The sequence below is a fragment of the Ruminococcus sp. MCC718 genome (assembly GCF_018783905.1).
Lineage (GTDB): Bacteria > Bacillota > Clostridia > Lachnospirales > Lachnospiraceae > Hominisplanchenecus > Hominisplanchenecus faecis.
Map to the genome: position 1 here is coordinate 1 of NZ_WQNP01000068.1, position 25,490 is coordinate 25,490.

The 25,490-nt window shown below is 46.0% G+C and carries 21 protein-coding genes and 1 pseudogene; 21 read left to right on the plus strand and 1 reads right to left on the minus strand.

Features of this window, described 5'->3' with window-relative positions; translation table 11 throughout:
* Positions 1–119 precede the first annotated feature (119 nt).
* The 5 genes from GPK60_RS07570 (at position 120) to recR (ending at position 6,826) form a co-directional block, all read left to right on the plus strand.
* Positions 120–2,669 carry an FAD-dependent oxidoreductase gene (locus GPK60_RS07570; protein ID WP_215659193.1) on the plus strand — a complete coding sequence of 850 codons (2,550 nt, stop codon included), beginning with the start codon at positions 120–122 and terminating at the stop codon, positions 2,667–2,669.
* Positions 2,670–2,883: 214 nt separating this feature from the next.
* Positions 2,884–3,957, plus strand: a complete 1,074-nt coding sequence (locus tag GPK60_RS07575; RefSeq protein WP_173866678.1) for an ATP-dependent 6-phosphofructokinase — start codon at positions 2,884–2,886, stop codon at positions 3,955–3,957.
* 98 nt (positions 3,958–4,055) lie between these two features.
* Positions 4,056–5,705 carry a DNA polymerase III subunit gamma/tau gene (gene dnaX, locus GPK60_RS07580; RefSeq protein WP_215659194.1) on the plus strand — a complete coding sequence of 550 codons (1,650 nt, stop codon included), beginning with the start codon at positions 4,056–4,058 and terminating at the stop codon, positions 5,703–5,705.
* 168 nt (positions 5,706–5,873) lie between these two features.
* Positions 5,874–6,230, plus strand: a complete 357-nt coding sequence (locus tag GPK60_RS07585) for a YbaB/EbfC family nucleoid-associated protein (RefSeq protein ID WP_022118918.1) — start codon at positions 5,874–5,876, stop codon at positions 6,228–6,230.
* Complete coding sequence (gene recR, locus GPK60_RS07590; RefSeq protein ID WP_215659195.1) at positions 6,230–6,826, plus strand: recombination mediator RecR; 597 nt, start codon at positions 6,230–6,232, stop codon at positions 6,824–6,826. The genes GPK60_RS07585 and recR overlap by 1 nt, the downstream gene beginning before the upstream one ends.
* Positions 6,827–6,862: 36 nt before the next feature.
* On the opposite strand, the gene yyaC is transcribed toward recR, so the two are convergent.
* Positions 6,863–7,456 (minus strand): spore protease YyaC, encoded by a 594-nt coding sequence (gene yyaC, locus GPK60_RS07595; RefSeq protein WP_215659196.1) that lies wholly within the window; start codon positions 7,454–7,456, stop codon positions 6,863–6,865.
* Positions 7,457–7,706: 250 nt separating this feature from the next.
* On the opposite strand from yyaC, the gene GPK60_RS07600 reads away from it, so the two are divergent.
* From GPK60_RS07600 to tnpB, 16 genes and pseudogenes are all read left to right on the plus strand, one after another.
* Positions 7,707–9,014 carry a LysM domain-containing protein gene (locus GPK60_RS07600; RefSeq protein ID WP_173866681.1) on the plus strand — a complete coding sequence of 436 codons (1,308 nt, stop codon included), beginning with the start codon at positions 7,707–7,709 and terminating at the stop codon, positions 9,012–9,014.
* A 140-nt stretch (positions 9,015–9,154) separates the two neighbouring features.
* Positions 9,155–10,426: a DUF5711 family protein gene (locus GPK60_RS07605; protein ID WP_022118922.1), complete on the plus strand. Its 1,272-nt coding sequence runs from the start codon at positions 9,155–9,157 to the stop codon at positions 10,424–10,426.
* A gap of 13 nt (positions 10,427–10,439) precedes the next feature.
* The gene (locus tag GPK60_RS07610) at positions 10,440–11,162 is read left to right on the plus strand and encodes a CvpA family protein (RefSeq protein WP_215659197.1); all 723 of its coding nucleotides are present in this window, start codon (positions 10,440–10,442) and stop codon (positions 11,160–11,162) included.
* Between the two features lie 210 nt (positions 11,163–11,372).
* Entirely contained in the window at positions 11,373–12,788 is a 1,416-nt protein-coding gene (locus tag GPK60_RS07615) for a cell wall hydrolase (protein ID WP_215659198.1), read from the plus strand.
* 198 nt (positions 12,789–12,986) lie between these two features.
* A complete protein-coding gene (locus tag GPK60_RS07620) occupies positions 12,987–13,541 on the plus strand; it encodes a TetR/AcrR family transcriptional regulator (protein WP_022118925.1) in 555 nt (184 codons plus the stop codon).
* A 105-nt stretch (positions 13,542–13,646) separates the two neighbouring features.
* Positions 13,647–14,069 (plus strand): hypothetical protein, encoded by a 423-nt coding sequence (locus tag GPK60_RS07625; protein WP_022118926.1) that lies wholly within the window; start codon positions 13,647–13,649, stop codon positions 14,067–14,069.
* A gap of 73 nt (positions 14,070–14,142) precedes the next feature.
* Complete coding sequence (locus GPK60_RS07630; protein WP_215659199.1) at positions 14,143–16,239, plus strand: MMPL family transporter; 2,097 nt, start codon at positions 14,143–14,145, stop codon at positions 16,237–16,239.
* Between the two features lie 215 nt (positions 16,240–16,454).
* Positions 16,455–17,438, plus strand: coding sequence for an ABC transporter substrate-binding protein (locus GPK60_RS07635; RefSeq protein ID WP_215659200.1), 984 nt, complete (start codon positions 16,455–16,457; stop codon positions 17,436–17,438).
* Positions 17,439–17,473: 35 nt separating this feature from the next.
* Positions 17,474–18,241 carry an ABC transporter permease subunit gene (locus tag GPK60_RS07640; protein ID WP_252191327.1) on the plus strand — a complete coding sequence of 256 codons (768 nt, stop codon included), beginning with the start codon at positions 17,474–17,476 and terminating at the stop codon, positions 18,239–18,241.
* Positions 18,223–19,017 carry an ABC transporter ATP-binding protein gene (locus GPK60_RS07645; RefSeq protein ID WP_252191328.1) on the plus strand — a complete coding sequence of 265 codons (795 nt, stop codon included), beginning with the start codon at positions 18,223–18,225 and terminating at the stop codon, positions 19,015–19,017. Before GPK60_RS07640 ends, GPK60_RS07645 begins: the two co-directional genes overlap by 19 nt.
* A gap of 13 nt (positions 19,018–19,030) precedes the next feature.
* Entirely contained in the window at positions 19,031–20,623 is a 1,593-nt protein-coding gene (locus tag GPK60_RS07650) for an MBOAT family O-acyltransferase (RefSeq protein WP_215659201.1), read from the plus strand.
* A gap of 15 nt (positions 20,624–20,638) precedes the next feature.
* Positions 20,639–21,733: a hypothetical protein gene (locus GPK60_RS07655; RefSeq protein ID WP_215659202.1), complete on the plus strand. Its 1,095-nt coding sequence runs from the start codon at positions 20,639–20,641 to the stop codon at positions 21,731–21,733.
* A 115-nt stretch (positions 21,734–21,848) separates the two neighbouring features.
* On the plus strand, positions 21,849–23,420 hold the full coding sequence (locus GPK60_RS07660) for a class I adenylate-forming enzyme family protein (protein WP_215659203.1): 1,572 nt from the start codon (positions 21,849–21,851) through the stop codon (positions 23,418–23,420).
* 53 nt (positions 23,421–23,473) lie between these two features.
* Complete coding sequence (locus tag GPK60_RS07665) at positions 23,474–23,701, plus strand: phosphopantetheine-binding protein (protein WP_022118934.1); 228 nt, start codon at positions 23,474–23,476, stop codon at positions 23,699–23,701.
* 134 nt (positions 23,702–23,835) lie between these two features.
* Positions 23,836–24,257: pseudogene (gene tnpA, locus GPK60_RS07670) on the plus strand (IS200/IS605 family transposase).
* On the plus strand, positions 24,257–25,354 hold the full coding sequence (gene tnpB, locus GPK60_RS07675) for an IS200/IS605 family element RNA-guided endonuclease TnpB (protein ID WP_215659204.1): 1,098 nt from the start codon (positions 24,257–24,259) through the stop codon (positions 25,352–25,354). Before tnpA ends, tnpB begins: the two are co-directional and overlap by 1 nt.
* The last annotated feature ends 136 nt before the right edge of the window (positions 25,355–25,490 follow it).

Sequence of the window (25,490 nt, forward strand, 5' to 3'; positions counted from 1 at the left end):
TGGAGAGTACAAGAACTTGTGAGTAGTATCTGTTTCGACAGTACAAAAGCATACTCATTGAAGTAGGAATGAAACATAAAAGTTTATAACTTTTTATAAGTTTTCAGTAACGGTATGCTATGAAAACATTAAAGCTTAGAGATGATTTTTACTGGGCGGGAATCGTGGATGACACGCTCAGAGTTTTTGATATTATCATGTACACGGAATTTGGCACAACCTACAATTCTTATGTGCTCAAAAGCGGCGGGAAGGTCGTATTATTTGAAACGGTAAAAGAAGCCTTTTTTGAGGAGTGGATGGCAAAACTCGGCGAAGTGATCGACGTGACAAAGATCGATTATCTGGTGGTCAATCATACGGAACCGGATCATGCGGGCAGTGTGCAGCGTCTGTTGAAATTAAGTCCGCAGCTGAAGATCATTTCCACAGCCTGTGCGGCCGGGTTTTTAAAGGAAATTGTGAACGGAGAATTCTGCAATCTGATCGTGCATGACAACGAGACGATGAAGATCGGGGACAAAACGCTGCGTTTTCTGCTGGTTCCGAATCTGCACTGGCCGGATACGATGTACACCTTTATTGAAGAAGAACAGGTGCTTGTGACCTGTGATTCCTTCGGCTCCCACTATGGATTTCAGGATGTGCTGGTCAGCAAGGTGACAGACCGGGAAGGCTATATGCGGGCAACGAAATATTATTTTGACTGCATCATCGGACCGTTCAAGCCATTTATGCTGAAGGCTCTGGAACGTGTAAGAGAGCTTGATGTTTCGATGATCTGCCCGGGACATGGACCGGTGCTGGATTCCGGGATTGATTTTATAGAGGAGACTTACGAAAGATGGTGCACCGTAGTTAATCCGAATAAGAAAAAAACGGTAGTCATTCCTTATGTAAGTGCCTATGGTTATACAAAGCAGATCGCGGAAAAGATTGAAGAAGGCATCAAAGCAAGCGGTGATATTGATGTGCGAAGCTACGATATGGTGACAGCAGATCAGGCACAGGTACTGGAAGAGATTGGATTTGCTGATGGTATTTTATTTGGAACACCGACGATCGTTGGGGAAGCATTAAAGCCGATCTGGGATCTGACAACATCCATTTTTGCGGGAACACATGGCGGGAAACTGGCAAGTGCATTCGGCAGCTACGGCTGGAGCGGAGAAGGCGTGCCGCATATCATGGAGCGTCTGAAACAGCTTCGCATGAATACAGTGGACGGACTTCGCATCCGTTTCCGTCCGGGAGATACGGAGCTTGTAGAGGCTTTCGAATACGGCTATCATTTCGGTTCTCTTTTGCAGGATAAAAAGGCGGAGAAAACGACAAAAGGCAGTCGAAAGCTTGTGAAATGTCTGGTGTGCGGAGAAATTTTTGATTCTTCCCTGGAAGTATGTCCGGTCTGCGGTGTCGGACGTGAAAATTTTGTGCCGGTGGAAGAAAAAGAAACTACTTACCGAAAAGACGGCGATGAATTTTATGTGATCCTTGGAAACGGTACAGCAGGACTGAATGCGGCGAAAGCAGTCCGGGAGCGGGATAAGACATCTTCGATTCTTATGATCTCGGAGGAAAAATATCCGACCTATAACCGTCCGATGCTGACAAAAGCCTTAAATGCCGGACTTGAGATCAGTCAGATCCAGGTGGAACCGGAGAGCTGGTATGAGGAAAATCAGGTTTATCAGATCCTCGGCAAAAAGATTATTTCAGTGGACAAAACGGAAAAAGAAGTGACACTTGAAGATGGCATGCGTCTGAAATACACGAAACTGATCTATGCACTGGGAGCAAAAAGCTTCGTCCCTCCGATCCCGGGAAGCGAAAAAGAGCAGGTGGCAGTGATCCGTACTCTGGAAGATGCAGAAAAAATCGGGCAGATGATCCCAAAGAACGGACAGACAGTCGTGATCGGCGGCGGTGTGCTTGGACTTGAGGCAGCCTGGGAGCTGAAAAAGGCAGGATGTCAGGTGACAGTTCTCGAGGCAGCTCCGGTTCTGATGGGAAGACAACTGGATGAAGGTGCGGCAGCGATGCTTGGAAGCATTGCAGAGCGTGTCGGTATCAAGGTCCGCACCGGAGTAAAGATCGATCGGATCGAAGGGCAGGAGCGTGTAACGGCCGTTCGTCTTGCAGATGGGGAAGAAATCGCAGCCAATCTGGTGCTGATTTCCTGCGGTGTGCGTGCAAATACAGAACTTGCAGAACAGATGGGACTGAAGGTAAACAGGGCAATTGCTGTAAATGAAAAAATGCAGACCAGTGAAAAAGATATCTATGCGTGCGGAGACTGCGTGGAATTTGAAGGGGAAAATGCAGCACTCTGGGCCGAGGCAAGTGAGCAGGGAAAAGTCGCAGGAGCCAATGCAGCCGGGGAGTGCGTGGAATATCAGAAAGTACAGATGCCGCTCTCCTTTAACGGTATGAATACTTCCCTGTATGCGATCGGAGATAACGGCAGAAACAAAAATCTTCTCTATAAAACACTGGAGATCTGTGACAGGAGCAAGAAGCAGTATGAGAAACTGTATTTCCTGAACGGAAAGCTCTGCGGTGTGATCTTGATCGGAAATGTATCAAAAATGGCAAAACTGACAAAACTGATGGAGAGGAAAGCAACATTTGCGGAAGTGATCCTGGATAAGGAAACAGAAAGTTATTGATTTTACCGTTGTAGTGGGAAGAAAAATATTATATAATCAAGGCAGGTGGTGTCGAAGGCAGGGACCACCTGCCTTATATTAAATGTTTACAGAATTGCGAGCGTTACTTTGTAACGAAGCAATTCGCAGGCATCCGTTGAAGTGAAAAGACCGAAAGTTTTTTTGCCTCGACATCTGCGTAAGAAGGTATTAAAAAAGAGGAGCGTGGTAGCAAATGTTAAGAATTGGTATGCTGACAAGCGGCGGTGACTGTCAGGCACTCAATGCAACAATGCGAGGAGTAGTCAAAGGTCTCAGTGCAAATGTGCAGGAACTCGAAGTTTATGGATTTTATGATGGATACAAAGGTCTGATCTACGGCAATTACCGTATGCTTTCTGCAAAAGATTTTTCTGGAATCCTGACAAAGGGCGGAACGATCCTTGGAACATCCAGACAGCCGTTCAAGCTGATGCGTACACCGGATGAGCACGGACTGGACAAGGTAGAGGCCATGAAGCAGAATTACTACAAACTGCGTCTGGACTGCCTGGTGATCCTCGGGGGAAACGGAACACAGAAAACAGCAAATCTGCTGCGTGAAGAGGGACTGAACATCATCCATCTGCCAAAGACCATCGACAATGATATTTATGGAACGGATATGACATTCGGTTTCCAGAGTGCGGTTGACATTGCGACCGATGCAATCGACCGTATCCACACAACCGCAGCATCCCACAACCGTGTATTCTTAGTTGAAGTTATGGGACACAAAGTCGGCTGGCTGACACTTCATGCAGGAATCGCCGGCGGTGCGGATATCATTCTGCTTCCGGAGATCCCTTACGATATCGATAAGATCATCGAAGCGATCCACAAGAGAGCGGCATCCGGACATGGTTTTACCATTCTGGCAGTTGCAGAGGGTGCAATCTCCAAAGAAGATGCAGCTCTTCCGAAAAAAGAATTAAAAGAAAAGATCAAAAAGAGAAAACATCCATCCGTATCCTACGAACTGGCAGAGCAGATTTTCCAGAAGACCGGTATCGAAGTGCGTATTACCGTTCCGGGACATACACAGCGAGGAGGAAGCCCTTGTCCGTATGACCGTGTACTGTCAACCAGACTGGGTGCAGAAGCAGCAACTCTGATCATGAAAAAGGAATATGGTTACATGGTAGGTATCATCAACGGCAAAGTCAAGAAAGTACCGCTTGGTGATGTAGCCGGCAAGCTGAAGATGGTATCTCCGGATGATCAGCTGATCAAAGAAGCAAAATGCATCGGCATCAGCTTTGGTGTATAAAACCGAGACGGTATCGGATGGGAGTCACTTCACATCTGATGTAAGGGCAGAGAGTCTGCCACAGACATTTTTGAAGTATTTAGAAACAGAGGGAAAGCATGAGCTATACTGCTTTATACCGTAAATTCCGTCCTGACTCCTTCCAAGATGTGAAGGGCCAGGACGCAATTGTGCGGACATTAAAAAATCAGATCAGGGCACAGCGTATCGGACATGCCTATCTGTTCTGCGGTACCAGAGGAACAGGTAAAACGACGGTGGCAAAGATCCTTGCAAAAGCGGTAAACTGTGAGCATCCCATTGATGGAAATCCCTGCAACGAGTGTGAGACCTGCAAGGCGATCGCCGCTGGAAATTCCATGAATGTGATTGAGATTGACGCAGCTTCCAACAACGGTGTGGACAACATCCGTGAGATCCGGGAAGAGGTTGCCTACTCACCGACCAGCGGCAAGTACAAGGTCTACATCATCGACGAGGTCCATATGCTGTCTATAGGTGCGTTTAATGCACTGCTTAAGACACTGGAAGAACCGCCTTCCTATGTCATTTTTATTCTGGCGACGACGGAGGCACACAAGATCCCGATCACGATTCTCTCCAGATGTCAGCGTTATGATTTCAAACGGATCGCCCGCACGACGATCGTGGACCGTCTGCGAGAGCTGATGGATGAGGAGCAGGTCGAAGTCGAAGATAAGGCTCTGCGTTATATCGCCAAAAAAGGCGACGGTTCCATGCGAGATGCGTTAAGTCTTCTGGATCAGTGTATTGCCTTTTATTTAGGAGAAAAGCTGACGTATGAGCATGTCCTGGATGTACTCGGTGCGGTGGATACCGATGAGTTCAGCAAACTGCTGCGGGAAGTGTTGGACGGGGATGTTACGCAGGTGATCCTGCATCTGGAAAATATGATCATGCAGGGACGTGATCTGACGCAGCTTGTAAACGATTTTACCTGGTATCTGCGAAACCTGCTTCTGCTTAAAAGTTCCGATAATATGGAAGATGTGCTGGATGTCTCCGCAGAGAATCTGGAGCAGCTGAAAGAAGAAGCAGCGATGGTGCGGGATGATACGCTGATGCGTTATATCCGCATTTTTTCAGAATTGCAGAATCAAATCAAATATGCAGGATCCAAGCGAGTGATGCTGGAGGTGGCACTGATCAAACTGTGCCGTCCGCAGATGGAGCAGGATCAGCTCTCCGTACTGGAACGCGTGCGGAGACTGGAAAAGCAGCTGGCATCGGGCGTGGTGGTAAGACAGCAGGACACCGGTGGTTACACACCGGAGGGCAATTTTGACTATCAAAATCCGGTAAATGTGGCGGCTCCGGGAGGCATAGATCCGGATGGAACAGCAGGCAGCACAGACCCGGCAAAGCTTCAGCAGGCAGCACCGGAAGATCTGCAGAAGATCGTCGGTATGTGGCGGACGATCCTGGCACAGACTTCAGGGCGTTTCCGTGTGGTTCTGGCAAGTGCCATTCCGAAATTTAATACAGAAAAAGAAGATGGTACGCTTTATATCGTATTTTCTGATTTTCTGGGAGAGACTTATGTCAATGATCCGAAGAAAGCAGAAGTACTCGAGCAGATCATTGCAGCGAAAACAGGCAGGCAGGTCAAAGTCAAGATGATCCTGCAGGCAGATGAGCATGTGGTAAATACCAGACTTTCCAAAGTGCAGGTCGAGGAGGCACTTGAAAATCTGGTTCATGCAGATATAGAAATAGAAGATGACTAATGATTCGGCACAGGTCGGAGCACTTGCTGCGAAGACCGTAAGAATATGATTCAGGTGTGCAAAAATCTTATTGCAAAGCAATTTTTAATGGATTTTTGCATCGTAACTGCGAAGTATTGAGCAGTTGCGAAGATGATTAATAGAAAGATTATTCAGGAGGATTAGAAAATGGCAAAACGTGGAGGATTTCCGGGCGGAGGTATTCCGGGCAATATGAACAATCTGATGAAACAGGCACAGAAAATGCAGCGTCAGATGGAAGAAAACCAGAAAGCACTGGAAGAGAAAGAGTTTACGGCAGCAGCAGGCGGCGGCGTGGTAGAAGTGACGATCTCCGGTAAGAAAGAAGTGACCAAAGTTTCGCTCAAAGAAGAAGTCGTAGATCCGGATGATATCGAGATGCTCGAAGATCTGATTATGGCAGCTACCAACGAAGCTCTGAGAAAAGTAGAGGAAGAGACCAACGCAGTCATGTCAAAACTGACAGGCGGACTTACTGGTATGGGTGGAGGATTTCCGTTCTGATGGATTATTATAGCAGTCATATCACAAAACTGATCGAAGAACTGTCCAAACTGCCGGGTGTGGGGGCGAAATCAGCCCAACGCCTGGCGTTTCATATTATTAACCGTCCGATCGAGGAAGTGCAGCGGCTCTCGGATACGATCATCGATGCAAGGAAGAAGGTCAGATACTGTAAAGAATGTTTTACGCTGACAGACGATGAGCTCTGCCCGATCTGCAAGAACGATGCAAGAGACCACAAGACAATCATGGTCGTGGAAAATACAAGAGATCTGGCGGCGTACGAGAAGACCGGCAAGTATGACGGTGTCTACCATGTTCTGCACGGGGCAATCTCACCGATGCTCGGCATCGGACCGGGGGACATAAAATTAAAAGAGCTGATGACAAGACTTCAGGGCGATGTCAATGAAGTGATCATTGCTACCAATTCCAGCCTGGAAGGTGAGACAACGGCGATGTACATCAGCAAGCTGATCAAGCCAACCGGTATCAAAGTCAGCCGGATTGCCAGCGGGGTACCGGTGGGCGGAGATCTGGAATATATTGATGAAGTTACTCTGCTGCGTGCCCTGGAAGGCCGCGTGGAGCTATAATGAGGACAAAATGCATGTAAGATCAGTCATGCAGTTTCAAAGTATCTGCGAAGAAAGGTTATAGCCGGGAGCAATTTCGTCAATGGCATGAGCGATCCCGCGGGAAATCTGCGAGGCGAGCGGCATCACGGCAGACAGCCGTGTTGACTGCAGTACCAGATGTGAAAACGGAGAAAAGGATGCTACGATTCCGGTCACAAAAAAGTCACCGACTGCAATCAGATTTTTGTCGACGCCGGCACCGGGAGTGAGACTTCCTTTGCCGGCCGTAATGCAGCCAAGATGTTCTTTTGTTCCAAAGGAAGCATCGACAGCGATCAGCGGATGATCCGGAAAATGTAGATGGATCGCATCGATGGTTTCCTCAAGATTGAGGGCATGAACAGGCATCTTCAGTGTACCAAACACGGGGATGCTTTTTTTGTACCGTTCTTCCAGGGCACTGCCGACCATCGGACCTAAGCTGTCACCGGTCACACGGTCACTTCCGATGCATAGAAGGACAGGTGCGATATCTGAAAAACCGTTTTTAATCAGAATTTTAGAAAGATAATTTCCGAGAAGCTCTGCGGTATCGGAAGAGCCTGCATTAAAATAGCAGATCGTATCGGAAGAAAACATGATTGTCATCCCTCTCTTAAAAATTTGTAAAGCGGACATTCACAATCCGCTTCGCTACGTTCAAATCGACAGATGTGAAATTTGCCGTGTTAAAGGCTTTTACAGTGTATCCGAAAAAAGGAAGGTTTATTCGCATCAATCCGATGAAAAACATGTCGGAAAGTTCTTGAAAAGTATCCCACGGATTGCTAAAATTTGCAGATTCTTTGTGCTACGATAGGGGCATCAGCTGGAAGTAGTATAAAGGAGGATTGGGAGTATGATCGAAATGGTTTACAGGGGAACCTCAAAGGACGGAAAGGGAAAGGAACGGACAGGCCTGCCGAAAAATATCCGGCAGATCGGAGATGCAGGATCAGATAAAAGGGTTTATATAGAAGATTATGTGATCACATTTCTGGAAAAGACAGGCTGTGCGGTGCTGCTCGGTGAAGTCTGGCAGAACGAAAACATGAAGTGTCTGTTTGCGGACGGAGCCGTAGAGATCGCAGAGGGTGAACCAAACGATGATATGTGGGAGAAAATCTACCGGGAAATGAAACAGTATTTTCCGGGAAGAGAAGTGATCGGCTGGGCGAAAAAGATGGAGGAGCCGGAAGAAGAACCGGATGAGAAGCTCTTTGATCTGCATCGGGAACAGTTTCCGGGTGAGGACAGGCTGTTGTTTCTGTATGACAGCGAAGAAAATGCCAGCGTTTTCCTGACGGAGAACACTGGGATCCGAAAGCAGAGCGGCTATTACATCTACTACGAAAAAAACGAGCAGATGCAGAGCTATATGGTAAAAGAAAATGAAGGGCAGTCCGTGGAGGCGGAATCAAAGAATCAGGATGGAGCCATCCAGAACTTCCGCAGACGGATCGCAAAAAAACAACAGGACGCACAGAACGTGGAGCAGGAGCAGAAAAGCAAAACTCCGACGATGGTGCGTTTTTTATATGGTGCAAGTATGTTTCTGGTGCTGACGATCCTGGTGATCGGGGCGACGATGGTCAACAACTATAATCGCATGAAAGATATGGAAGTGACGCTTCAGGAGATGGCACTTGGGAGTGACGGGCAGAGCAGTGGCCTGTCAAAAGGAACCGAAAAACAGAAAGAAACGGATGCTCTGGCAGCTTCGGCACAGGCAGAAGGAGAAATTGCAAAGGAGAGTGCCGCAAAGGAGAGTGCCGCAAAGGATGAGACCGAAAAGACCTGGATCTTAAAAGAGAGCAGTACAGAGAGCAATACGACGACAACAGGCGATTCCACAGACAATATGGGAACAACAGGCAGCACAGGAACAGCAGGAAGCAGCACAGCAACCGATGGAACAGGAGGTGCAGGAACTTCCGGTAGGCAGGATAGCACCACATCCGGCAGTTCCTCTGCAAATAACCGTGCGGCATCCTCTTCGGATGTGACGAAGTATCAGGCAGAATACACGGTGCGGGACGGCGATACGCTGGCGATCGTCTGCCGGATGTACTACGGAAATCTGGACAAGCTTCAGGAAATCTGTGATCTGAACGGCATTACCGATCCAAACACGATCCTTCCGGGACAGAAGATCGTGCTGCCGTAAAAAGAATAAGGAACGTAAAAGGCATGGTTGACTATCCCATGCCTTTTAAACTATAATAACAACATTGCAGGGTACTTAAGAAGAACTTTTGCAGAGCATCAGGAAAATTTCAGAATTGGCACAGTAAGGACGAAATGAGGATGAAAATAAAATTAAAAGAATTATTCAGAAAAAAAGAGGATGATCTGGATTTGGATCTGGACGAAGAGCTCAACGATCCGGATATCCGCATCGAGACATATGAGATGACGGAAGATCCACAGGCAAAAGAAGAACTGTGGGATAAGATTAAAAAACATCAGAAGTTTGTACATAACCGCAATGCGATCACCATGGGACTTCTGTTTATCCTGCTGTTCGGGCTTGGGACATTTTTATTCTTCCACACCGGAAGCACCTATCTTACCTCAGACCGCATTGAGAGAAATGATGTGAGCAGTACGCAGTATCTGGAGTTTGGAGATTATTTCCTGAAATACAGCTCCGACGGGGTAGCCTGTGTGGACAGCAAATCGAATACAAAATGGAGTACGACCTACAGTATGCAGGCACCGTTCGTGGATGTCTGCGGTACGACTGCTGTGATCGCAGATCAGCAGGGGATGCAGGTCTATGTATTTGATGAAGAGGGACTGAAAGGACAGTTCCAGACAAAACTGCCGATCCAGAAGGCAAGAGTGGCAACGCAGGGTGTTGTGGCGGTGATCCTAGCAGATGATGATGTGACCTGGGTCAATTTTTACGATGCATCCGGGACACTGATCGCCGAGAATCGCACGACGATCGACGATTTTGGTTATCCGCTGGATATGGCACTTTCTCCGGACGGGATCAAGATGGCAGTGTCCTATATGCGGGTCAATGGAAACAAGATCAGTACACATATTGCGTTTTATAACTTCGGAAGTGCAGGTCAGATGGAGCTGAACAATCAGGTCGGTGAGCTAAATGTGGACGACGTGCTGGCTCCGCAGATTTTTTTCTGTGACAACAGCACGGCAGTTGCCGTCCGCACCGACGGGTTTACGGTATTTTCCGGCAGCCAGTCTCCGAAAGAAAAGAAAACGGTGAAGTTTGATCAGGAGATCATCAGTACTTTCCATGACGGCAACCGCATCGGCTTTGTCTTTGACGGAGGCGACTCTGGACATAAATATCTGATGAAGGTCTACAATACCGGCGGTAAGAATACCATGCAGAAATATTTTGATCTGCAGTACAACAGTATTACCCTGCAGAAAGACAAAATCGTGCTGTTCAATGAAAAAGAATTTGCCATTTATAAGTTAAACGGTCAGAAAACATTCCAGGGCAAATACCGCAAGCCAATCCAGAATGTGCTGAGTATCCGTGGATTCCGCAAATATATGGTGATCACCGAGGACAGTGCAGATCTGATCCGGCTTGGATAGCAGAAAGGAAATTATGAATTTACTTACGATCATTATCTTATTGGTACTGCTGGTATTTGCGATCAATGGCTATATGAGAGGTTTTGCGAGGACGCTGACCTCTCTGCTTTTTTTCGTGTTTTCCGGTGTACTGGTCTATTATTCGACACCCTATGTCAATGATTTTCTGAAAACGCAGACACCCGTCTACTCATTTGTGGAGAGCAAATGCGAGACGCTGGTGGAAGATGCGATCATGGACAAATTGGATAAAGAAACACAAAAATTTGCACAGCAGAGCGATGTGCCGCGAAAAGATCAGAACAAGATCATCAAATCACTGCCGATCCCGAAAGAATTGCAGATGCAGCTTCTTGATAATAACAACAGTTACACGTATGCAAATATGGCGGTTCAGACCTTTTCGGAATATATTTCCACCTATCTGGCGGATATGATCCTGAACATGCTGACCTATTTTATTTCTTTTAACCTGGTAAGTATCGCCCTGCACGCCGTTGCACGGGCACTGCGGATCATGACAAGGCTGCCGATCCTGCGTGGCGTCAACCGGATGTGCGGAGGAGCACTCGGATTTGTAAAAGGGATCTGCATCGTCTGGCTGTTCTTTCTGGTAGTGGCGATCTGCTCCAACACAGAGATCGGAAGCCAGCTGCTTTCGATGATAAAAGAAAGTCCGATTCTCACCTTTCTTTATGAGAGCAATGTTTTTTTGCGGTATATCCTCAAACTTTAAAATTCAAGAATGCCTCTGCAATCCGCCGGAGGCTATCTTAGTGGGAGTGCAATCCTTTGCTTCTCATCACTTGACGAAGATAAAAAAAGGTTGACAAAATACTGTAACTGTTATATGATGCAAACGTAACAAAAGTTAATACATTTGTAACAAATATAACAAAAATGCCAAAAAAGCGTGAAGTTATAGGAGTTCAGGAGGTTTTTTTACATGAAAGCAAGAATGAAAACGGTACTTTGCGGCAGTGCGACGGTATTTGCATTTACAGTATTATCTTCCACAGTTGTTTTTGCAGCACCGTCTACAGACAGTAATAATATAGAAGACAGCGTGTGGTCTTATCGTGCAGTGGCAGATGTAGATACACAGGTCAACATCCGTGCAAATGCATCCACCAAAAGTGAGATCGTCGGCTATCTTCCAAAGGGAGCATCTGCAGACCTGATCGAAAAGGGCGAGAAATGGTCACACATCATTTCAAACGGCGTGGAAGGATATATCAAGAATGATTATCTGGCATACGGAGAAGATGCAGAATATCTGGCAAATGTCTATGGTACACAGGGCGTCAAGGTCAACTGGGATGGTGTAAACCTGTTCTCTTCACCGGATGCAGCAGCAGACATTCTGGACAGTGCAGACAACGGAAGCGAGTACAGCCTGATTTCCGAGGATGGTGACTGGTATCAGGTACAGATGGATGACGTTACGGTTGCATACGTTCCGGCAGAGGATGCCGAAGAGACGATCATCACAGACCGTGCCGTTGCAATCTCAACTGCGGATGTCAACGTCAGTGATGCAGATGCCAATACAGACACAACGGACAGCGTGGCACAGGGCTATTATGATCCGAACGGCTGGGGCTGGAATGCAGCAGGCTATGGCACGGCAGATACAGACAGCACTTACAACGATGACATCTATACTGAGGATGCATATGCAGACAGCAGCTATGGCGATGACAGCTATAGTACAGATGATACTTATACCGACAACAGCTACAGTGCAGATGGTGCTTATGATGATACTTCTGCGGACAGCATTTATGCAGACAACAGCTACAATGCAGATAGTACTTATACCGGTGATGCTTATAATACAGGCGATTCTTATACAGACGGTACTTATGCCGGTGAAACTTATGAGTCCGACAGTACATACGGCACAGACGGTTCTTATACCGACAACAGCTACAGCGAAGATACGACAGCAGATGTTTCCTATGATACCGCAGACGACACTTACGATTCTGCAGCGTCAACCGGAAGCGAAGAGACTGTTACCACAGCAGATTCCAGTGATCTGAACCTTCTGGCAGCGATCATCTACTGCGAGGCAGGCAACCAGAGCCGCGAAGGTAAAGTGGCAGTCGGTGCCGTTGTTCTCAACCGTGTGGCAAGTGCTTCCTTCCCGAACAGCATTTCCGAGGTTGTTTACCAGGCAGGACAGTTCACACCGGCGTACAGCGGAGCACTGGCAAGTGCACTGGCAAGCGGTGTACCGAGTGACTGCGTAGAAGCAGCTCAGGCAGCACTGAACGGAGAGAATCCGGTAGGAGGAGCACTGTACTTTAATACAGGATCCGGAACCGGAGTGAAGATCGGAGCACATCAGTTTTATTAGGAAGATGCGGAGATTTTCTGAATGTGCAAATGAACGAATTCCCCGAAGGGCACGTAAAAGTGTCTTCTTGGGGAATTTGTTCATTTTGCACATCGTTAGCCTCAGGAACAGTTTAGAATTAATTTACTTGACAGAAGAAAAAATGTACGGTAGCATAAGCAACAAAGCGGTTTTTTGAGTGAAATAGGAGTAGGTAAAATGGCTATTGATATGAAAAAAACAATTGCAGAAGCTGCCAGCAACCTTCTGTTTGAGAAAAAAGTAAAGAAACTGACGGTAAAGGATATTGTAGAAGAGTGCCACATCACAAGGCAGGCATTTTACTATCATTTTGAGGATATTCCGGATCTGATTCACTGGGTTTTATATCAGGAGACAGAAGTTGTCCTGGAAGAATGTATTGCCCAGCAGGATCTTGAGAAGGGGCTTCGCCATTTTTTTGAGATTGCGATTCAGCTTCAGCCTTATGCAATCCGCGGTATGCAGTCCAACTATGGTGACGAGATCGGACGTATGCTGGAGCAGGTTTTTTATGATCTGTTTGAGAAAGTGACGGAGATGCAGCACTGGTACGAGGGTTATTCAGACAAAGACCGGGAGTTTATCCTGCATTACCACTGTCAGGCGGTTATGGGACTGCTCCGCGAGTGGACGAAGCAGGACACCGAAAACATCAGTTATATAGTACATCAGATTTATCTTCTGTTAATGGGCAAAGCAGTCCTTGTTTCAGATGAGAATAACGATTTATAAAATATCCGCAGTGTAAAGTTCTTTTACACTGCGGATATTTTGTCTATATCAGCGAAGCAGATTTTTGCTAAAATGGTGTGAGAAAGAAAGGAAAGGGGTGTGCGTATGACACATGATATACTTTCTGTAAAGCTATATGAGCTGGATAAGGCGATCGGACAGATGCACAGCCGCATTGAGCAGGGCGAGATGGACTGTCCGGAACAGGTAGAAAAAGATATCCAGGAACTCCGCAGAGAATGCAGAGAAAACCGTGAAATGCTCCACAATAAAATGAAGTACAGCAAGGCGAAACTGGTAGGACGGATAGCAGAAGCTTACGACAAAGTCGACCAGGTGATCCAGATTGCACAGGAGCAGCTTGGGATTAGTTTTACGGAGGAAACGACAAAAGAACTCTCAGCTGAGAATAAGATACTGCTGGCAGAGTACTTTCTGGACTTTGCGATGCAGGCATCAAATTATGCACTGCTGATGTCACTGGAGGCAATCCATGCACAGAATGATCAGCCGACACAGAATCCGTAAACGGGATGTCAGGGGAATAAAATCTTTGCTCCCCGGTATCATAAATATTAAGGAAAGATAGGAGATGACAACAATGGTCAAGACTGGAAAATGGATAGCAAAACACCGTATCCTGATCGTACTGATCGGAATTTTGCTTCTCATTCCATCTGTTATTGGAACCATAAAAACAAGAATCAACTATGATATCTTAAGTTACCTTCCGGAATCTCTGGAAACGGTAAAAGGTCAGGATGTTATGGTGGATGAATTCGGCACAGGTGCATTCTCGATGGTCGTCGTCGAGGATATGCCGCTTAAAGATGTGCAGAAACTGAAAAACAAGTTCGAAGAGATCGAACATGTCAAAAAGGTACTCTGGTATGATGACATCGCTGATATCAGCGTTCCGACAAGCATGATGCCAAAAGATTTAAAGAATATCTTCTTTGCGGACGATTCTACAATGATGCTGGTACTTTTTGATAACACCACATCTTCAGACGAGGCGATGGAAGCTGTCACAAACATGCGTGCCATTGCAGATAAGCAGTGCTTTATCAGCGGTATGTCCGGTGTCGTAACCGATATCAAGAATCTGTGTCTGCAGGAACTGCCGATCTACGTGGCGATCGCAGCACTGTTTTCTTTCATCGTGCTGGAGATTACCGGAACATCCTTTGTGGTGCCGATCCTGTTCCTGCTCTGTATCGGAATCTCGATCCTGTATAACATGGGAACGAATCTTTTCCTGGGTGAGATTTCGTATCTGACACAGGCACTGGTAGCGATCCTTCAGCTTGGTGTTACGATGGATTACTCGATCTTCCTGCTGGACAGTTTCGAGGAGAATAAAAAACGATTCCCTGGCGACAAGAACAGAGCGATGGGTCATGCAATATCCAATACCTTCAAATCCATCGTATCCAGTTCCATCACAACGGTAGCCGGTTTCGCAGCCCTGTGTCTGATGACATTCGCACTTGGTAAAAACCTTGGTATCGTAATGGCAAAAGGTGTTATCATCGGTGTTATCTGCTGTGTAACCCTGCTTCCGGCGATCATCCTGATCTTTGATCCGCTGATCGAAAAGACAAAACATAAACCGCTGATCAAGAATACGAACAGACTGTCCGGTTTTATCATCAGGCATTATAAAATCTGGCTGGCCGTTTTCTGCATCGGACTGCTTCCGGCAGTATACGGAAACAACCACACCAAGATTTACTACAATATTGATAAATCGCTTCCGTCAACATTGGATTCAAATGTGGCAAACAAAAAACTGGAAGATACCTTCGACATGAGCACCATGCACATCATCATGATGGATAAAAACATTTCCAATGCAAACAAGACTACGCTGATGAAAGACATCGAAAAGGTGGACGGTGTGAAATGGGCATTTGGACTGAACAGCGTATTCGGTGCAAACGTGCCGGCTTCCATGATCCCGAAAGATGTCAAAGATATGCTGCAAAGTGATGAACAGGAACTGGTATTTGTCTGCTCAAAGTACAGCTCCGCAACAGACGAATCCAACAGTCAGATTGCAGCGATCAACGATCTTGTAAAGAAATACGATTCAAACGGTATGGTGATCGGTGAAGCTCCGCTGATGAAAGATCTGCAGGATGTAACGGACATCGACCTGGTAAATGTAAACGTTGCTTCCGTAGCAGCTATTTTTATCATCATTATGCTGGTATTCAAATCCATTTCCGTTCCGATCATTCTGGTTGCGGTTATTGAATTTGCCATCAACGTCAACATGGCAATCCCGTTTTTCCAGGGAATCGAACTTCCATTCGTTGCAAGTATCGTAGTCGGAACCATTCAGCTTGGTGCAACCGTAGACTATGCGATCCTTATGACGAGCCGTTACCAGAAGGAAAGAAGAAAAGGATTTGGCAAGAAAGAAGCCGTCATGAATGCACACAAAGCATGTGCACTGTCTATCATGACAAGTGGTTTCAGTTTCTTCGCAGCAACGTTCGGTGTGGCATGGTATTCCAAAGTTGATATGATCGGTGCAATCTGTACACTGTTATCAAGAGGTGCCCTGATCAGTATGGCATGCGTAATCTTCATCCTGCCGGCGATGTTCATTATCTTTGATAAGGTGATCTGCAAGACATCCATTGATTTCCTGGGTGAGAAAGCGAAGGCAAAGGCGGCAGCCAGAGCATAAAACAGAACATACAATCCTCCGGAGAGCAATTTCCGGGGGATTTTTTTGCCTTCCGATGCCGGTTTGTCCAGATTCCTGACCAGGAAGTTTATGAAAAAATGACGAAAACAGTGCTGTATGTAATGAAAATGTCATAATTATATCACAATTATAGAATAAGCTGATGAAAAATGCACCAGGCAGCAGACCGGGTGCTCAAAAGAAAGGAAAAGACGATGAAAAAAAGGGTGAGGAAAATAACAGCAATACTTCTGGCGGTATCCATGGTTTTAGGGGTAAGCGGATGCGGAAAAAGTCAGAAAAGTACGCAGGATAGTGGGGACACAGCAAAAGTAAAGATTGCTTATCAGTACGGACTGGCTTATGCACCGCTGACCATTATGCAGGAACAGGGACTGATCGAGAAAAACTACGATGGAGATATCGAGGTTGAGTGGGTCAGCTTAAATTCCGGATCGGCGATCAATGAAGGGATGGCATCCGGGGATATTGATGTGGCATGTATGGGGATCGCACCGTTCATTACCGGTGTAACGGCAGGGATTCCTTACAAAATGTACGGAACGATCGCAGCACAGCCAAACGAGCTGCTGACAAACGAGGATACGATCCATTCGTTAAAAGATATCACAGATGATAAAAAGATTTCCGTTGTAAACGTCGGAAGTATTCAGCATATTCTGCTGGCAATGCTCGCAAAGCAGGAGCTTGGCGATGCCCATGCACTGGACAACAATCTGGTGACCATGTCCCATCCGGATGGCATGACTGCCCTGATGTCCGGAAGTGTAGCCTGCCAGCTCACAACCGCACCTTATATTTTCAAGGCAAAAGAACAGGACAACATCAAAGAGGCAGAAAGCCTGGATTCGGTATGGCCGGAAGGCAATGCATTTATCGTTGGTCTGGTATCCGATGACCTGTATGAAAATCAGCCAGAAATCTATCAGGCAGTTGTGGGTGCAACGCAGGAAGCGATGGATTACATCAACAACAACCAGGAAGAAGCAGCAAATATTCTCTGCAAGAAAGAGGATGTCACGGCAGAAACGATGCAGGAATGGTTACAGGATCCGGGATGTGTCTATGATATGAAACTTCCGGGCGTCATGGATATGGCAAACTTTATGGCGGAGAATGATTTCGTGGACAGTGCACCGGAATCCTTTGAAGCAATCACAACAGAGTCGGCAAGATAAGATCTGTCAGAAAAGAAAGAATAAGGATGAGAACGATGAAAAATTTAAGAAATCAGATTGTTTTTATTGTTGCTGTTCTGGTGGTATGGCAGGTCGTCTATCAGATGGGTTCCTTTCCAGAACTGATGTTTCCGTCACTTGGAAAGATATTTCAGTCGCTGATCAAAGGATTTTCGCAGGACGGGCTGGGAGCGATGACGCTTTATTCCTTAAGCCTGATCGCAAAAGGGCTGCTGATCGGAATCGTGCTGGCATTTATCCTCTCCGGACTGTCCATCGTCAGCAAGACGTTTTATTCCATTTACCATATGGTCGTTTCCCTGTGTGACCTGATACCTGGTGTGGCACTGCTGCCGCTGGCAATCCTGTGGATGGGGATCGGGGAAGGGACGATCATCCTGATCGTGGTACATTCGATCATCTGGCCAATGTCCAGAAGCATTATGGACGGATTTCGGGCGGTGCCGCAGATCTACATAGAATCCGGGGAAAATATGGGACTTGGAAAACTCGGACTTGTGACCGGCATCTATATTCCGGCATCGTTCTCCTATATTCTTTCCGGTATCCGCACCGGATGGGCGAGAGCGTGGAGAGGTCTGATCAGTGCGGAGATGATCTTCGGAACGACCAGTTCCGGAGCCGGTATCGGATGGTTTATTTTCATGAAGCGTACCAATGTGGATATCGCCGGTGTTTTTGCAGCACTTCTGGTGATCATTGTAATCGGAATTGTAGTAGAATACGGAGTTTTCCACACCATAGAAAAAATGACACTTAAGAAATGGGGGATGAGCAGATGACACAGGAGCAGAAGGGGAAAACTCCCGTTTTGGATGTGCAGAACCTGACAAAAATCTATGACAATGGTGGAAAAGGGGACGGAAATGAAGTCCTCAAAAACGTAAACTTTACGATGAATGAGGGCGAATTTGTCTGCATCCTGGGACCGTCCGGATGTGGAAAGACTACGTTTCTTCGCTGCATCGGCGGTTTTGAAACCTTTGACGGAACGGTCAAAGTAAACGGAAAAGAGGTAAGCGAGCCGGGGACGGACCGCATCATGGTTTTTCAGGACTTTAATCAGCTGCTTCCGTGGAAAACAGTAGAAAAAAATGTGCAGTACCCTCTGAAAATACAGGGTTTAAAAGATAAAACAAAATTGCGGGAGATTTCCGATGCGGCACTTGAGAAAGTCGATTTGCTTTCTTCAAGAACACTCTATCCGCATCAGCTTTCCGGCGGTATGAAACAGAGAGTGGCGATCGCCAAAGCACTGGCACTCAAGCCGCAGATCATTCTGATGGATGAGCCGTTCGCCAGTCTGGATGCCATGACGCGAAATCATCTGCAGGAAGAGCTGATGAAGCTGCACCAGAAAGAAAAAGTAACCGTTGTCTTTATCACGCACAATATCCAGGAGGCAGTCTGCCTGGGAACAAGGATCCTGGTCATGGCAAAGCAGGGCGGTATCAAGATGGATGTGCCAAATACGATTCCGAAACCGGTCACACCGGCATCGGAAGGCTATGGACAGATGTGGGATATGTTTAACAAAGCACTGCATCAGGAAGGCTAATAAGGGGAAAATCATGTCGTACACATCATCAACATATCTGCTCTTTCTTGTGGCAGTATTCTGTATTTATTATATCATAAGACCCCGGCACCGTATGTATGTGCTGCTTGTCGCAAATGTGATCTTCTATCTGGCAGCAGGCTTTGACCAGTTTTTGGTGCTGCTTCTGGCAACCGCAGTATCTTATGTTGTGGCATGCAAGATGGGGAAATTGCATGAAAAACTTGAAAAACAGAAACAGGAAGAAGGCCTTGACCGCAAACAGATCAAGCGGATGAAGGCAAACAACAAAAAACAGCGAAAACGGATCCTGATCTGGGGGCTGGTGCTCAATATCGGGATCCTGGTCGTGTTCAAATACACGAATTTTTTACTGAAGACCGGTTATTCTATTCTCAATCTTTTCGGGATCGGACACGGAGATGACCTGTTTAAACTGATCATGCCGCTTGGCATTTCCTTTTTCACATTTCAGATTCTGTCCTATCTGATCGATGTTTACAAGGGGAAAGTAAAGGCACAGAAGAATTTTCTGAAATATCTGCTTTATATTTCTTTCTTCCCAAGTGTCGTTCAGGGACCGATCCCGCGTTATGCAGATCTTGGCACACAGCTGTACGAAGAGCATCGTTTTGAGTATGATAACCTCAGGGACGGAGCACTTCTGATCCTCTGGGGATTTGCAAAGAAGCTGATCCTTGCAGAACGTCTCGGTACGTTTGTAGATCAGATCTATGGAAATTATACGCAGTACACCGGTATGCTCTTTTTCTTTGTGGCAACGGCAGCTTTTTCTATCCAGATCTACGCTGATTTCTCGGGATGTATGGATATCGCGACCGGAACGGCAAGATTGTTTGGCATCCGCCTGGCACCGAACTTTTTGCGTCCGTATTTTTCAAAGACGATGCCGGAGTTCTGGAGACGCTGGCATGTGACGCTTGGAAACTGGTTTAAAGACTATGTATTCTATCCGATCTCGATCTCCAAATTTTCACTGGATTTAAATAAAAAGGCGAGAAAACGTTTCGGCAATGAATTTGGAAGAATCGTCTCCTCGGCGATTCCGATCCTGGCGGTCTGGCTCCTGACCGGAATCTGGCACGGACCGGACTGGAAATATGTGACCTGGGGACTGTTTCACGGTATCCTGATCATGCTGAGCATGATCTTCACACCATACAACGAAAAACTGGTGCAGAAATTACACATCAAAACAGAATGTTTCAGTTTCCGTCTTTTCCAGATGGGAAGGACCTTCCTGCTTTGCTGTCTCGGACGAGTTTTCTTCCGGGCAGATGATTTCGCAAGTGCGATCGGCATCTTAAAGAGAGCCTGCACCGGCATCGGATGGTACCGCCTGGCAAACGGCAAAATCTACAATTATGGCTTAAACAAGGCGAACATGACCGTTGTGATCGTTGCAATGCTGGTACTTCTGACCGTCAGTATCCTGCAGGAAAAGATGGATGTCCTGGAAGCACTGAAAAAACAGAATCTGGTCTTTCGCTGGGTACTGATCTATGCACTTCTGCTTGCGGTTGTTATCTTTGGCATGTACGGCCCTGGGTATGATCCTTCCGCATTTATCTATGAGAAGTTTTAAGGGGAGGCGTGGCAGATGAAGATAAAAAAGCAGATCAAATACATTTTCGGAACCGCTGTATTTCTTGCAATCGCAGCAGTTCTGCTGACGCTGACCACTTATGTGATGCGTCCGACGGACAAAGATTTTTTCAGGGCGAGAGTAGCTGGATTTTATGCAGAAGACAGGGACAGTCTGGATGTGGTAGGCTTTGGGAGCAGTGCACTTTACCGCTATCTGAACAGTCCGCTGCTCTGGAAACAGCAGGGCATCACATCCTATGGGATCGCCACGGCAGCCCAGCCGGTCTATGTGATACCGTCACTGATCGATGAAGTGGAAAAAACACAGTCACCGCAGTTGTATATTATAGAAACCAGACGTTTTACAGATACAGACAATGAAGTGATCAAAGAAAATCGTCTTCGCCAGATCGCAGATAATATGAAAGTTTCCTGGAACCGTTTTAAGATGGTCACAGAACTGACCGAAGGATTTGAAGATCGGCTCAGCTATGGTTTTGACCTGATAAAATACCATGGAAACTGGGAAAATCTGACAGAAGAATCCTGGGAATATCTGTTTAATGCAAAAGAACATCCGCTGAAAGGATGGTCGGTCAACAGCCGTCATAAGATCATAAGTTATCTGGATGTGAAAGACATTACCGGAGAAATTCCGATCACAGAAAAATCTGAAAAAGAACTGCGGGAAATTATAGAAAAATGTAAAAAAGAAAATCTTCAGGTACTTTTTGTGGCAACACCATGGCAGGTGACAGAGGAAGAACATCAGAAAGACAACTACATCAAACGCATTGTGGAAGAAGCAGGCTTCCGGTTCCTGGACGGCAATTACTATGCAGAAGAAATGGGGCTGGAATATAACGTGGATTTTTACAATCCAAAGCATACCAATGCGATCGGTGCAGCGAAATTTACCACATACCTGGGCAATTATATCAGGGAACATTATGATATTAAGACCGACCACGGCAAAGAGGTGGCGGCAAGCTGGGATAAGGCGGCCGAAAAAGAAGAAAAAGAATATGAGAAGGCAGCCGAAAAGATACTGAAAAAGGCAGTAAAAGCAATCAAAGCAGCAAAGGCTGATCAGACAGAGCAGCAGTAGTACAGCCGAAGGTGCAAGAAAAGAAGTGTAGAATGTGCAGTGATTCTGAGAAGAATATGTCAGCTTTCGCTGACCAGAATCACGCACCAAGTCTCACGTGCGTTCGACTTGAATTATGAAGTTTAAAGCGAAAGCAGAAAGATCAGATCAAAAGAAAGAAGGGGAGCATATGGTAAGATCCATCGTGGAAGCACTGGCAGAATATGCAAAAGTGCAGCCGGACAAACTGTTTCTGGCAGATGGAAAAGTGGAATTGACTTATCTGGATGCCTGGAAATGTGTGTACGGTTATGCCGTGCATTTAAGAGAACTTGGCATCCGAAGAGGAGACCATGTCGTTGTGCGAAACTCACAGAATGCCCAGCTGGTGATCAGTCAGCTGGCGATCCAGCTTGTCGGAGCAGTCTTTGTGCCGATCGAGAAGAATGCGGCAGATGACCGCATCGCAGAGATCATCGGGGCAGTGGAGGCAAAATTATATCTGGCAGCGAAGCAGGGTGAGTTTTCCTGCAAATGGGAAACGATAAAAGATGTATTATCGTATAAAATGGACGATGCCGCAGAAATGCGAATATCCGAAAGCGATGATGAAAATGGAGACAGTTTTCGCTTTCCTGAGCCTGAAGAAACCGCAGAAGTTCTCTTTACAACCGGAACAACCGGAAAATCCAAGGGCATTGAGCTTACTTATGAGAGTGTGATCGCCGTTTCTGAAAATGTGATTGGTTCCGTCGAAATGAAAAAAGACAGTGTCGAACTGATCCCGGTACCCCTGAGCCATTCGCACGGACTTCGCCGTTATTATTCCAATATTTTAAATGGCGGCAGCGTGGTGATCATCGACGGCGTGATCTTTACAAAGAAATTTTTCGGAGCGATCGAAAAATATCATGTGACAGCGATAGACCTTGTACCGGCAGCACTGGCGGCACTGTTCAAGTTAAGCGGAGACAAACTCGGTGAATATGCAGACCAGCTCGATTATGTGCAGCTTGGTTCCGCACCGATCCCGAACCACGACAAGGAGCATCTGCGAGAGCTTCTTCCGAACACACGCCTCTATAATTTTTACGGAACAACAGAGTCCGGATGCTCCTGTATCCTGGATTTCAATGCAATGCCGGATAAGAAAAACTGCATCGGAAAACCGTCCTGCCATGCAGAATTTGTCTTTTTTGATGAGCAGGGCAATGCAATCGATGCGACCGAAGAGACACCGGGCTTTCTCGCCTGCCGCGGAACCATGAATATGAAGGGTTATTATCATGAACCGCAGCTCAATCAGGAAATCATGCGTGATGACTATATCTGCACCAAAGATCTTGCTTATGTGGGCGAGGACGGACTGATCTATATGCTGGGCAGAAAAGATGATGTCATCATAACCGGCGGCAACAAAGTCGCTCCGGATGAGATTGAAGAGATCGCCGGGGGATTTGAAGGAATAGCCGACTGTGCCTGCATTCCGGTGCCACATCCGCTCCTTGGGGCAGAGCCAAAGCTCTTTGTGGAGATGGAAAACGGTGCCGCATTTGATGAGCAGGGCATTTATGAGTATCTGCAAGGCAAACTGGAGGCATATAAAGTGCCAAAACTCATCGAGCAGATCGACAAGATCCCGAGAACCTATAACGGAAAATTGCAGCGTAAAAAACTGATCGAAGCCGAGAAAGAAAAGACAGAGTAAAAACCGGACTGTTATATTAAAAAAATAATACAAAATCAAAGGAGACAAAAACCATGAACGAATTATTAGACATCTTAAAAGAAGCAATGCCGAAAGTAGACTGGGAAAACGGAGAAGACCTCGTAGATGACGGAGTGATCGACTCCATGGACGTTGTAACGATCATCTCAGAGATCACCGATGCATATGATATCGAGATTCCATCCGAAGAAATGGAACCGGAAAACTTCAATTCTGCAAAGGCAATCTATGAAATGATCCAGAGACTGGAAGAAGAATAAAATTTATCCAATGCATCGTAAAACCCCTTGCTTTAGCTATGGGGATATAAGATGCGTCCATTGAATTTACGCAAGTAATTGAAATGGACAAAATAACAATTGTATTAATTTTAAAAGTATAATATAATACAAATATGAACACAATATATAAATCAAATCACAATATCGTCTATTCCTGCAAATATCATGTAGTATGGTGCCCAAAATATAGACGAAAAATATTAACGAATGGTGTGGATGTACGACTGAAGGAATTACTCACGGAGTATGCTGCAAATCTTTCTGTAGACATTCTGGAAATGGAGATCATGCCGGATCATGTTCATATGCTGCTGGAAGTAGATCCTCAGTTTGGCATCCACAAAACGGTAAAATCTTTTAAAGGCTATACGTCCAGAATTTTAAGACAGGAATTTCCATATCTCAAAACGAAAATGCGACCCTCTGGACAAACAGCTATTTTATATCTACTGTGGGCGGAGCTCCAATGGAAGCAGTGAAACAGTATATCGAAAACCAGAAAACATCGCAAAGACAGAAGGATAAGATGGGATAATGCAAAAAGGGGTCAAATTCAGGATCTATCCGAACAGGGAACAGCAAAATTTAATTAATCAGACACTTGGCTGCTGCAGACTGGTCTACAACAGAGGACTTGCCATGCGTAAGGAAGCCTTTGAGAATGGAAGTAAGATCGGATATTCCCAGACTTCTGCAATGCTGACGGAACTGAAAAAGAGTGATGATTTTGCTTTTCTAAAAGCGGTGGATTCCATTGCCCTGCAACAGTCTTTGCGTGACCTCGACAGAGGTTTTGTGAACTTTTTTCAGAAACGTGCAGCACATCCGACATTCAAAAGTAAACACAATCGACACCAGTCCTATAGAACCATAAACCAGAGGGATAATATCCGTATTGCAGGAAGATACATAAAACTGCCAAAACTTGGATTTGTCAGGATACGCCAGTCTATGGAAGTGGGAAAAATCAATCATGTAACGATTGAACATACTCCTACAGATAAGTATTTTGTGGGCCTTAACGTGGAATTTGAGCCGCAGCCAAGACAAAACAATGGAGGCTGTATAGGCATTGATGTAGGCATTAAAGAGTTCTATACAGACAGTAACGGAAAGAGTGTGGCAAATCCGAAATATCTTGAAAAAACAATGTGTAAACTCATTCGTGAACAGCGTAGGCTGTCAAAAAAACAGAAAGGCTCTGGTAACCGCAGGAAACAGCGTGTTAAGGTTGCCCTGGTCCATGAAAAGATTACCAACCAGAGAAATGACTTCTTACAGAAGCAGTCCACTATGCTGATCCGTGAAAACCAAACAATCTGCATAGAGGACTTGAAAGTGAAGAACATGATGCGTAATCATAAACTGGCACAGCACATCGGTTCTGCGGCATGGGGTAAGTTTTTTGATATGCTTACATACAAGTCTGCCTGGTATGGGAATGATGTGGTCAAAGTGCCGACCATGTACCCAAGCAGTCAGACATGTTCCAGCTGTGGGTATAAAAATCCACTGGTAAAAAATCTGGCGGTCCGTGTATGGGAGTGCCCGGACTGTCATACCGTACATGACAGAGATGGCAATGCAAGTATAAATATTTTGAATAAAGGACTGCAAATGCAGTCGGCATAGATATACAAAACTGCACCGTAGGGCATACGGGAACAGTATAATCTAGCTTGTGGACACTGTGTAAGACATTTCGATAGCGTAAGGTATTCTCTAATGCAGTAGTGGTTGAAACAAGAATCCCCCTGCTTTAGCTGTG